The 10,292-nt window shown below is 65.8% G+C and carries 11 protein-coding genes; 3 read left to right on the top strand and 8 right to left on the bottom strand.

Annotated elements, in window-relative coordinates; genetic code table 11:
• Nucleotides 1-6: 6 nt before the first annotated feature.
• From ACTJI6_RS19165 to ACTJI6_RS19200, 8 genes are all read right to left on the bottom strand, one after another.
• Nucleotides 7-345: a capsid cement protein gene (locus ACTJI6_RS19165; RefSeq protein WP_440802972.1), complete on the bottom strand. Its 339-nt coding sequence runs from the start codon at nt 343-345 to the stop codon at nt 7-9.
• Between the two features lie 12 nt (nt 346-357).
• The gene (locus ACTJI6_RS19170) at nt 358-1,131 is read right to left on the bottom strand and encodes a hypothetical protein (protein WP_440802974.1); all 774 of its coding nucleotides are present in this window, start codon (nt 1,129-1,131) and stop codon (nt 358-360) included.
• The gene (locus tag ACTJI6_RS19175) at nt 1,062-1,466 is read right to left on the bottom strand and encodes a hypothetical protein (RefSeq protein ID WP_440802977.1); all 405 of its coding nucleotides are present in this window, start codon (nt 1,464-1,466) and stop codon (nt 1,062-1,064) included. Before ACTJI6_RS19175 ends, ACTJI6_RS19170 begins: the two co-directional genes overlap by 70 nt.
• A gap of 277 nt (nt 1,467-1,743) precedes the next feature.
• Complete coding sequence (locus ACTJI6_RS19180; protein ID WP_440802978.1) at nt 1,744-2,205, bottom strand: phage virion morphogenesis protein; 462 nt, start codon at nt 2,203-2,205, stop codon at nt 1,744-1,746.
• Nucleotides 2,206-2,707: 502 nt separating this feature from the next.
• The gene (prpB, locus tag ACTJI6_RS19185) at nt 2,708-3,622 is read right to left on the bottom strand and encodes a methylisocitrate lyase (RefSeq protein ID WP_440802981.1); all 915 of its coding nucleotides are present in this window, start codon (nt 3,620-3,622) and stop codon (nt 2,708-2,710) included.
• A gap of 1 nt (nt 3,623) precedes the next feature.
• Nucleotides 3,624-4,796, bottom strand: coding sequence for a bifunctional 2-methylcitrate synthase/citrate synthase (gene prpC, locus ACTJI6_RS19190; protein WP_440802984.1), 1,173 nt, complete (start codon nt 4,794-4,796; stop codon nt 3,624-3,626).
• A complete protein-coding gene (locus ACTJI6_RS19195) occupies nt 4,793-6,310 on the bottom strand; it encodes an MmgE/PrpD family protein (RefSeq protein ID WP_440802987.1) in 1,518 nt (505 codons plus the stop codon). The genes prpC and ACTJI6_RS19195 overlap by 4 nt, the downstream gene beginning before the upstream one ends.
• Nucleotides 6,307-6,714 carry an acyl-CoA thioesterase gene (locus tag ACTJI6_RS19200; protein WP_440802989.1) on the bottom strand — a complete coding sequence of 136 codons (408 nt, stop codon included), beginning with the start codon at nt 6,712-6,714 and terminating at the stop codon, nt 6,307-6,309. The genes ACTJI6_RS19195 and ACTJI6_RS19200 overlap by 4 nt, the downstream gene beginning before the upstream one ends.
• A gap of 121 nt (nt 6,715-6,835) precedes the next feature.
• Here ACTJI6_RS19200 and ACTJI6_RS19205 point away from each other — a divergent pair, with 121 nt between their 5' ends.
• The 3 genes from ACTJI6_RS19205 to istB all read left to right on the top strand — a co-directional run.
• Complete coding sequence (locus tag ACTJI6_RS19205) at nt 6,836-8,038, top strand: short-chain fatty acyl-CoA regulator family protein (protein WP_440802991.1); 1,203 nt, start codon at nt 6,836-6,838, stop codon at nt 8,036-8,038.
• 107 nt (nt 8,039-8,145) lie between these two features.
• On the top strand, nt 8,146-9,678 hold the full coding sequence (istA, locus tag ACTJI6_RS19210; protein WP_440797346.1) for an IS21 family transposase: 1,533 nt from the start codon (nt 8,146-8,148) through the stop codon (nt 9,676-9,678).
• A partial coding sequence (gene istB / locus ACTJI6_RS19215) for an IS21-like element helper ATPase IstB (protein ID WP_440797344.1) occupies nt 9,668-10,292 on the top strand: 625 nt, incomplete at its 3' end. The genes istA and istB, both read left to right, overlap by 11 nt.

The raw sequence follows: 10,292 nt of genomic DNA on the forward strand, positions 1-10,292 counted from the left end.
GGCCTCCTAGCGAATGAGGATGTCGACGAAGCCGCCGGCGGCGGCATCGGTCAGCGCGGTGGCAAAGACATTGGCGGGTGTGGCGCCGGCAACTTGGACGCCACCGGCCGCAGCCGATACCAGCTTGGCCCCCTTGGTGATCACCCCCGCGGCACGGACACGGGCGAAGCCGATCACCATCACGCCGGACAGGTCGCCGATCACGGTGTTGGGGTGCTTCGCCATCCCAAGGACCGGCGCGTCGGCAGCGGTGATCTTCGCACCATCGAAGCCGATCAGGTCATAGGCCTCGAAAAGACCGGTGGTCGGCACCGTGACCGTCAGGACGTCCTGAAAATGCTGCATGGGTTCCTCCGATCAGGCCACGGCGCGGACGGCATCGATGTAATCGGTGCCGGGATGGGCGCGCTGATAGGCCAGCGCCTTGTTGTGGGTGGCCAAGCCAGCGGCATCGACCGCCTTGCCGTCGGCCGCGAAGGATGCCGCGCCGCCGGTAGCGGGATCCTGGCCCAGGTCCACCTCGCCGAAGCTGATGATCTTGGGCTGGGCCTCCAGCACCTGGCGCAGGGCAGCCGCAGGCGTCAGCTTGTCGCCGCCCTCGGAAAAGCTGACGGCGGCCTCGCCCGGCAGCGCGTCCAGGATCGCGACCACCTTGTCCTTGGACGCGGGGATCAGCTTGCCGGCCGTGACGAGGCCTTCGGCGAAGGACAAGTTGTCGGCATGGGCAGCGGCGCGTTCGCGATCGGCCAGGGCCTTTTCACGCGCGGTCAGGTCGGCTTCGCGGGACGCGAAGGCCGGATCGCTCGGCTGGGTCACAGCGGGGGTCTCCTTTTGGGGTGCAGGGGTGAGGATGGGGGCGGTGAAAGCCGGCTGCTGCGCCTTATCCTGGTCGTCGAGCCATTCGATCTGCCAGGACGGCAGGGCCATATCGGCCTTCTCGGTCCCGAATTGCTCGATCAGGAAATCGCGAAGCTTGCGCAGCAGGGACGCGCTCTCGCCGGCGACGCCGAATGACAGCTCGAAGGTGGCTGCGGGCGCGTCGGCGCTGAAGGCAACGTTCTTCAACCCGCTGACGGCCGGCGCGGCGGCGCCCAGGAAGCCCACGTGCTTGGGATACCAAGTGCCAGGCACCGGATTGTGGCCTTGGTCCGGCCCGAAATACTGCATCGACACCTTTTGAACCGACCGGCCTTGACCAGCTCGGCGAAGGCCGGCTCGATCTGGTGGAGGTTGGCGTAAAGGCGGTCGGCGGTGGCGTCGTAGTCGAAGCTCTCGACCCAGCCGAAGGCGGGCGCGTTGGTGTCCGGGTGTCCGACGACGATCGGCGCGGGCGCGGTGGCCGGATCGTAGGCGTCGGCGATGGCGCGCAGGTCGGCCGCCGAATAGGTGATCGACCCGCCTTCCATGGGCGTGAAGGTGCCGGGGCGGAATACCTCGATACGGGCAGTCAGAGGGGTGGCGGTCATGGCGGGTCCGGGTTGATCTCCGGTGCACCATGCGATGGTCGGCAAAAGAAAAAGACCGGACGCGCGGTCCGGCCTGGTGTCAGCTGCCTGGTGGCATCATGCGCGCGATCGGGATGCCGATCAACGGATTTGAACGCGACCGGCCTCCGGTTGGTTCGCAATGTGCCCGCAGAGCGATTCTAACAGGGGGCTAACAGGGCATTTGCTGCGCCGACGGCCCGATTCGCCTGCAAAGGATCTAGGGCGCTCCTGGGGCGTTTTTCGAGGGGGGCGGGTTTCACGGGGACAGCCAGTCGACCGCGTCCTCCAGGATCGCTGTCTCGTCGGCCGCGGACAGGCCGAGATAGGGCCGCGCCGGAATGGTGATGACCCGGCCGGGAATGGTGACATCGGTCACGACGTCCGCCTCGGATTTTCGAACAAACCGCCGACCAATCTTACCGTCCGCCTCGCGCTTGCGATAGATCTTGGCCAGCCGGTCAGGCTGCTTGATGGCACCGCCCAGCTGGTGGATTGCCGCGTATTCGACAGCCGAGCCGATGCGCGCCTCGTCATTGGTGGCCGCATAGTTGATCGACCCGGCCAGACGCCCGCGGGCGCGCAGGATTGCCACCAGATTTTGCAGCATCCCCTTGGCTGCGATGCTGGCCGACAGCGCTTCGATATGGGCTTCGCTGTGCGGGGTCTTGCGTGCGTTGCGGGGCGACTTCTTCAACTTGTTCAGTGGCACGAACAGCACCGCGCCGCTCTCGGCGGCGGGGACTTCGGAAGCAGATCACCCTGAACTTGAAGCCAAGATCGACAAACTGGCCGACGCCTATGTGCAGGCCGGATTGACCAGGCAGGAGGCGGCGTGGCTTCTGCGCGCTGCCCGCGGCCTGAACCGGGACGGGCGGCACTTGGCAGAATTCATTTTGCACGGCCTCTACACCGGCAGCCGGAAGGAGACGATCCTCGCCATGCACATTGACCGTCGTAGTCCGGTCGGGGGCTATGTCGATACCAAGCACGGCATCCTCTACCGGCGCCCCCAGGACAAGGTCGAGACGAAGAAGCGCCAGCGGCCAGCCCGGTTACCCTGCGCTATCTGGCCCATCTGCGCCGCCAGGCCGCCAACGGCCGCCTCCATCGTCGAGCGTCAGATTGAGCGGGACGGCCAGCTGCGCCGCGAGATGGTGGGCGACATCCGTAAGGCATGGACGCATGCCGTTCACTCGGCCGAAGGCGCTCCGTATGTGCCGCTACCCACGCCAATCCGGGACAACGGATTGTGCGATGCTCCGGTCCAGCGCCTCGAAGGCGTTGAGGCCAATCACCTCGTAAAGTTCCGCGCGGGTTTGCATTTCGGGGATCATTGCTGTGGCAGCACCTTCGCGGGCCAGTGTGGCGTAGAGCTTCGCCTGCGCCTTGTTGGCCACCCGCAGCGAAGAAACCGGCCAGATCACCATGTCATAGCCCAGGTCCTCGAACTCCTGCGCGGTCAGGGCGGGGGTGCGGCCGAACTCGGTCATGTTGGCCAGAAGCTTCACGCCGGGCAGTCGCGCGCGAACCTCTTGGAACATCTCCACGCTGGTCAGCGCCTCGGGGAAGATCGCATCCGCCCCAGCCTCGACATAGAGCTTGGCGCGGGCCACCGCGCCCTCGATGCCTTCGGACGCTGCCGCATCGGTGCGGGCGATGACCACCAGATCGCGCCGGGCGCGGGCCGCGGCGGCGACCTTGGCGGCCATGTCCGCGGCGCTGGCCAGTTTCTTGTCGTTCAGATGGCCGCATTTCTTCGGCAGGAGCTGGTCCTCCAGATGCACCGCACCCGCACCCGCCTCCTCAAAGGTGCGCACCATGTGCATGACGTTCAGCGCCTCGCCATAGCCGGTGTCGCCGTCGACCAGGAGCGGCAGGCCGGAGGCCCGGACGATCTGGCGGACGAAGAACGCCACCTCGTCCACCGTGATGATGCCGAGATCCGGCAGTCCCATCGAGGCGGTCATCGCCGCGCCCGACAGATAGAGGGCGTCGAACCCTGCCGCCCTGGCCTGCAATGCCGCCTGTCCGTTATGCGCCCCCGGCAGGCGCAGGATGCCGGGGCGGGCGAGAGCTGCGCGGAAGCGTGCGCCGGCAGGGGCCTGCGGCAGGTCGTCTGCAATCAGATAGGGCATGTCATGCCTCCTGCCGGGGCGCGGCCAGCAGCCCCCGCTTCTCGATGGGTTGGAAGGCGCGGTTGTCGGGGCCGATGTAGTTGGCCGAAGGACGGATGATCTTGTTGTCCTGCCGCTGCTCGATGACATGCGCGCCCCAGCCTGAGGTGCGCGAGATCACGAAGATCGGGGTGAACATCGCCGTTGGCACACCCAGTAGGTGATAGGAGACCGCCGAATACCAGTCGAGGTTCGGGAACATCCGCTTCACCTCGGCCATGACGGTTTCGATCCGCTCGGCGATGTCGAACATCCTCGTCGACCCGGCCGCCTCGGAAAGCTGCCGCGCCACGCGCTTGATCACCACGTTGCGCGGGTCCGAGATCGTATAGACCGGATGACCGAAGCCGATGACGACCTCTTTCGCCGCGACGCGGGCGCGGATGTCGGCCTCGGCTTCGTCAGGGTCTGCGTAACGCTTCTGGATCTCGAAGGCGACTTCGTTGGCGCCGCCGTGCTTCGGCCCGCGCAGCGCGCCGATCGCCCCGGCGATGGCGGAATAGACGTCCGAGCCGGTGCCGGCGATGGTGCGGGCGGTAAAGGTCGAGGCGTTGAACTCATGCTCGGCATAGAGGTTCAGCGTTGTGTGCATTGCCCGCACCTGGGTCGCGGTGGCGGGTCCACCGTGCAGCAGGTGCAGAAAATGGCCCGCCACGGTGTCGTCGTCGGTTTCCACCTCGATCCGGCGGCCGTTCTGGGCGTAGTGGTGCCAGTAGAGCAGCATCGAGCCCTGAACTGCTACCAGCCGGTCGATGATGTCGCGCGCACCCGGGATATTGTGGTCGGCCGCCTCGGGCAGCACGCAGCCCAAGGCACTGACGCCCGAGCGCAGCACGTCCATCGGATGCGCGGCGGCGGGAATCGCCTCCAAGGTCTCGCGCACGGCTTTCGGAAGGCCGCGCAGGGCCTTCAGTTTCGCCTTGTAGGCGCGCAGTTCCGGTGAGGTCGGCAGCGCGCCGTGGACCAGCAGATGCGCTACCTCCTCGAACTCGCAAGCTTCCGCGATGTCGAGGATGTCGAAGCCCCGATAGTGGAGGTCGTTGCCCGACTGGCCTACGGAACACAGCGCTGTGTTGCCGGCTACCACCCCGGACAGGGCGACGGATTTCTTTGGTTTCAGGACGGTGCCGCTCATTTGCTCCCCCAGTCGAAGATGCCCAGCGGCCGGGGCACACCCAGCTTTTCCGTCGGCACCGCGAAATGCAGTTCGCCCAGTTGGCCCGGCTTCAGCTCCGCCAGCGCCTCGGCCGCGTTCAGGAACCGCTCCTGTTCGGCGGCGGTCAGGATGCCGTCGGACAGCGTGAGGAACTTCTTCACATAGTTCGCGCGCACGAAGGGACGGGCGCCATCGGGATGGGCATCGGCCAGCGCGAGACTGTCCTCGATCACCCGGGCGTTCTTCAGCGTCACCAACACCCGGCCGCCGAACGCCTTTTCCTTCGGATCGCGAGCATGGTAGCGGCGCGTCCACTCCGGGTCCTCGACCGTCGAGATCTTGTGCCATAGCGCCACGGTTTCGGGACGGTTCGCCCGCTCAGGCGCATAGCTTTTTTCGTGGTGCCAGCCGCCGTCCTCCAGCGCCACGGCGAAGATATACATGATCGAATGGTCCAGCGTCTCGCGCGACGCCTTCGGGTCCATCTTCTGCGGATCGTTCGCGCCGGTGCCGATCACGTAATGGGTGTGGTGGCTGGTGTGGATGACGATGCTGTCGATCTGCGACAGATCGCCGATCTGCGGCCCCATCTTGCGAGCAAGGTCGATCAGGGCCTGGCTTTGGTATTCCGCCGAATGCTCCTTGGTATAGGTGTCGAGGATCGCTCGCTTGACCTCGCCCTTCCCCGGCAGCGGCACTTGATAACGGGCGTTCGGGCCGGAAAGCAGATACGCGATGAACCCGTCCTCGCCCTCCCATGCCGGGGACGGCGCCCCCTCGCCGCGCATCACGCGGTCCACCGCCTCGATCGCCATCTTGCCGGCGAAGGCGGGGGCGAAGGCTTTCCAGGACGAAATCTCGCCCTTGCGGCTCTGGCGGGTGGTGGTCGTGACGTGCAGCGCCTGTTGCACGGCTTGATAGATCACCTCGGTAGGCAGGTTAAGCAGCGTTCCGATCCCGGCGGCGGCAGAGGGCCCGAGATGGGCGATATGGTCGATCTTGTGCTCGTGCAGGCAGATGCCGCGCACAAGGTTGACCTGAATCTCGTAGCCCGCCGCCAACCCCCGGATCAGATCCGCCCCCGATTTTCCGGTGTGCTGCGCCACCGCCAAGATCGGCGGAATGTTGTCGCCGGGGTGCGAATAGTCGGCGGCCAGGAAGGTGTCGTGGAAATCAAGCTCCCGCACCGCCGTGCCATTGGCCCAGGCGGCCCATTCCGGACTGACCCGTGTGCCGTGCGAGGCGCCGAACACCGTCGCCCCCGGCTTCATCGGATGGCACAGCGCCTGCGCCCGTGCCGAGGCGACCGGCCGACGCGCGACCGAAGCCGCGGCCACCGCGGCATTGTCGATGATCCGGTTGACGATCATCTCGGTCACATCGGCTTCGACCGCCACCGGATCGGCGGCCACCTCGGCAATCTTCCAGGCCAGTTGCTCTTCGCGCGGCAGATGTTCGGCGGATTTGTAGGTCCGCACGTCATGCGTGATCATTTCTTTTCCCTTTCGTGAACCTTATGCGCGATGGACTGCGCCAAGGGCTGGGGTCGCCCTGCCGCATCCACCGCCACCATCTCGAACCGGCCCGACAGCGCCGGGCGATCCGGGGTCAAGCCCGGCGCGCCCGCCGTGCCCTCGACCTCGATGCTCATGGATGTTCGCCCCGTGCGGGTGACGCGGGCGACAAGCTCCAGCATCTCGCCCACCCGGATCGGCGTCGCGAAATCCACCCGCTCCGACCGTGCCATGACCACCGACATGCCCGCATGGCGGGTGGCGGCCACGAAGGCCGCCTTCGCCATCAGCGCCAGCGCGTTGCCGCCGAAGAGCGTCCCGTAGTGGTTCGCCGCGTCGGGGAAGATCATCTCGATCAGCCGGGTTTCAGGGGAAGCGGGCATCGCAGGTGTCCCCTTCGCAGGATTGGCAAAGCGACCTTTTCACAACCCAGGTTCGGTGATAAACTACTGAAAAAGCGCAGGTTTGCGAAGGATCAGGCTGCAAATTGCGAAGGTTGCGAAGTTGAGCAAGGCATTCATGGGCGTCCGCCTGCGCCGGTTGCGTGAGGAGAGGGGCATGACTCAGGCGGCGCTGGCGCGGTCGTTGGAAATAAGTCCCAGCTACCTCAACCAGATCGAGCAGAACGCCCGGCCGCTGACCGTGCCGGTCCTGCTGAAACTGAACGCCGCCTTCGGGCTGGACGTGCAGCTGTTTTCCGACGCCGACGAAGCGCGGCTGATCACCGACCTGCGCGCGACCCTGGCGGACCAAGGTGCCGGAGTCGCGCTCGCCGAGGTGCGGGAGCTTGCCGCCAACATGCCCGAGGTGGCACGCGCCATCATCGCCATGCAGCGCCGCCTGCGCGAGACGGTCGAACGCGCCGACCTGCTGGTCGGGCGCATCGAATCCCCCGGCACCACGCCCGCCGCTTTCGAGGCAGTGCGCGACTGGTTCTATGAACGCCGCAACCACGTGGCCGACCTCGACACGGCGGCCGAAGCGATCGGCGACAGCCTGCCGCCCGGGCGGATGGCCGCCGGGCTCGTCGACCGGCTGGCCGGCCGCCACGGCATCCGCATCGCGCAGGGCGCGGGCGAGGCGCTGCGCCGCTATGATCCGGGGACGCGCATTCTGCATCTGGCCGCGCATCTGAACCCCGGCCAGATGGCCTTCCAGATCGCCACGCAACTGGCCTTTCTGGAACAGGGCGAGACCATCGCCCGGCTGTCGGATGATCCCGCGCTGTCGGCCGATGCCAGCACATTGCTGCGGATCGGATTGGCCAACTACTTCGCCGGTGCGCTGGTCCTACCCTATCGCGCCTTCCTGCAAGCGGCGGAATCGAGCCGCTACGACATAGACCTGATCGCCCGTCGCTTCGCTGTCGGGTTCGAGACGACCTGCCATCGCCTTTCCACCCTGCAACGGCCCGAAGCGCGCGGGGTGCCGTTCTTCTTCATCCGGGTGGATCGGGCGGGCAATATCTCGAAGCGCCAATCAGCGACGGACTTTCATTTCTCGCGGATAGGCGGCTCTTGCCCTCTCTGGAACGTCTATGAGGCGTTCGCCCGGCCCGGCGAGATCCTCCGGCAGGTGGCGCAGATGCCCGATGGGCGCAGCTATCTGTGGATCGCTCGCATGGTGCAAAGCGGACAAGGCGGCTTCGGCGCCCCGGTCAAGACATTTGCCGTGGCCCTGGGCTGCGACTTGGCCCATGCCTGTTGATTTCCACCCAGAACTGAGCCGGATAGGCTCGTAATTTCCACTGAGAATTGAGCCATGTGAACCTTTCCCCAAAGCGATGAGCGGCGGGGGTAACGGGAGTGATCCACATGGGACTTTTGAACATCATTCGACGCATGCACTTGCGGCAGAAGCTGTCGGTCCGCGAGATCGCGCGGCGCACCGGTTTGTCGCGCAACACGATTACGAAGCACCTGGCGGCAGACACGATCGAGCCGAAGTTCGCCACGCCGGATCGCCCGAGCAAGCTTGATCCTTTCGCCGAGAAGCTGGCCGGCTGGCTGAAGACGGAGGCCGGCAAGTCGCGCAAGCAGCGGCGGACGCTGAAGCAGATGCATGCCGATCTGGTCAAGCTGGGCTTCACCGGCTCCTACGGCCGGGTTGCGGCCTTTGCGCGGCAATGGCGCACAGATCGCCAGCGGGAACAGCAGACCACGGGCCGCGGCACCTTCGTTCCGCTGTCTTTCCGACCGGGAGAGGCCTTCCAGTTCGACTGGAGCGAAGACTACGGCCATCTGACGGACGAGCGCACCAAGCTTCAGATGGCGCATATCAAGCTGTCGCACAGCCGGGCCTTCCTGTTGCGCGCCTATCCGCTGCAGACCCACGAGATGCTGTTCGATGCCCATTGGCACGCGTTCCGTGTGTTCGGCGGCGTGCCTGAACGCGGCATCTACGACAACATGAAGACGGCAGTGGATCGTGTGGGCCGTGGCAAGGAGCGGCAGGTCAACCTCCGCTTCCTCGCCATGGCCAACCACTATGTCTTCGAGCCGGAGTTCTGCAATCCGGCAGCGGGTTGGGAGAAGGGACAGGTCGAGAAGAACGTTCAGGACTCCCGCCATCAGGTCTTACAAGGGATGCCGGGCTTTCCCGACCTTGCCATGATGAACACCTGGCTGGAACAGCGCTGCCTGGAGGTGTGGCAAGAGACCCCGCACGGCACGCTGCCCGGCACCATCGCCGATGTCTGGGCTGAGGAGCGGGCCGCATTGATGCCGTTGCCGCCGGCCTTTGACGGCTTCATCGAACTCAGCAAGCGCGTCTCGCCCACCTGCCTGATCAGCTTCGAGCGCAATCGCTACAGCGTTCCGGCATCCTTTGCGAACCGACCCGTCAGCCTGCGGATCTATCCGGACCGGCTGGTCGTGGCGGCCGAGGGCAACATCCTGTGCGAACATTGCCGCATCATCCAGCGCAGCCACAAGCTGCCACCGCGGACGATCTATGACTGGCGGCATTACCTGGCTGTTCTTCAGCGCAAGCCCGGGGCGTTGCGCAATGGCGCGCCCTTTGCCGAGTTCCCGCCTGCCTTCCGGCAGTTGCAGGAGCAGATGCTGCGCAAACCCGGCGGTGATCGGGAGATGGTCGACATCCTTGCCCTGGTTCTTCAGCACGACGAACAGGCCGTGCTGACGGCGGTGGAGTTGGCCCTGGCCGAGGGCGTGGCGACCAAGACCCATGTGCTGAACCTGTTACACCGGCTGGTCGATGGCAAGGTCATTGGCGGGCCGCCCCTCGATACCCCGCAGGCCCTGGCCCTGCGCCGTGAGCCAAAGGCCAATGTGGAGCGCTATGACGGCCTGCGCACCCAAGCTGCAGGAGGCCGTCATGCGTCATGATCCTGCCAGCGGCGCCATCGTCATCATGCTTCGCAGCCTGAAGATGCATGGCATGGCGCAGGCCGTGACGGACCTGATCGAGCAAGGGGCGCCGGCCTTTGACGCAGCCGTGCCGATCCTGTCTCAACTGCTGAAAGCCGAACTGGCCGAGCGCGAGGTCCGCTCCATCGCCTATCACATGAAGGCCGCACGCTTCCCCGCCTACAAGGACCTCTCGGGCTTCGACTTCTCAGCCAGCGAGATCAACGAAGCCACAGTCCGGCAACTCCACCGCTGCGAGTTCATGGACGGGGCCCAGAACATCGTCCTGATCGGCGGCCCGGGCACGGGGAAGACCCACATCGCAACCGCCCTCGGCGTCCAGGCCATCGAGCATCACCGCCGCAAGGTCCGCTTCTTCTCCACCATCGAACTGGTCAATGCCCTGGAACAGGAAAAGGCCAAGGGAAAGGCCGGGCAGATTGCCGAAAGCCTGACCCGCCTCGATCTCGTGATCCTCGATGAACTGGGATACCTGCCCTTCAGCGCCTCGGGCGGGGCGCTGCTCTTCCATCTGCTGAGCAAGCTCTATGAGCGGACCAGCGTCATCATCACCACCAACCTCAGCTTCAGCG

Source organism: Paracoccus sp. 22332 (assembly GCF_052045125.1).
GTDB lineage: Bacteria > Pseudomonadota > Alphaproteobacteria > Rhodobacterales > Rhodobacteraceae > Paracoccus > Paracoccus haematequi_A.

Coding starts and splice junctions, on each gene's coding strand:
- prpC (WP_440802984.1), bottom strand. CDS start 4,796: ATGAGCGGCACCGTCCTGAAACCAAAGAAATCCGTCGCCCTGTCCGGG.
- istA (WP_440797346.1), top strand. CDS start 8,146: ATGGGACTTTTGAACATCATTCGACGCATGCACTTGCGGCAGAAGCTG.
- ACTJI6_RS19195 (WP_440802987.1), bottom strand. CDS start 6,310: ATGATCACGCATGACGTGCGGACCTACAAATCCGCCGAACATCTGCCG.
- prpB (WP_440802981.1), bottom strand. CDS start 3,622: ATGCCCTATCTGATTGCAGACGACCTGCCGCAGGCCCCTGCCGGCGCA.
- ACTJI6_RS19165 (WP_440802972.1), bottom strand. CDS start 345: ATGCAGCATTTTCAGGACGTCCTGACGGTCACGGTGCCGACCACCGGT.
- ACTJI6_RS19200 (WP_440802989.1), bottom strand. CDS start 6,714: ATGCCCGCTTCCCCTGAAACCCGGCTGATCGAGATGATCTTCCCCGAC.
- ACTJI6_RS19175 (WP_440802977.1), bottom strand. CDS start 1,466: ATGACCGCCACCCCTCTGACTGCCCGTATCGAGGTATTCCGCCCCGGC.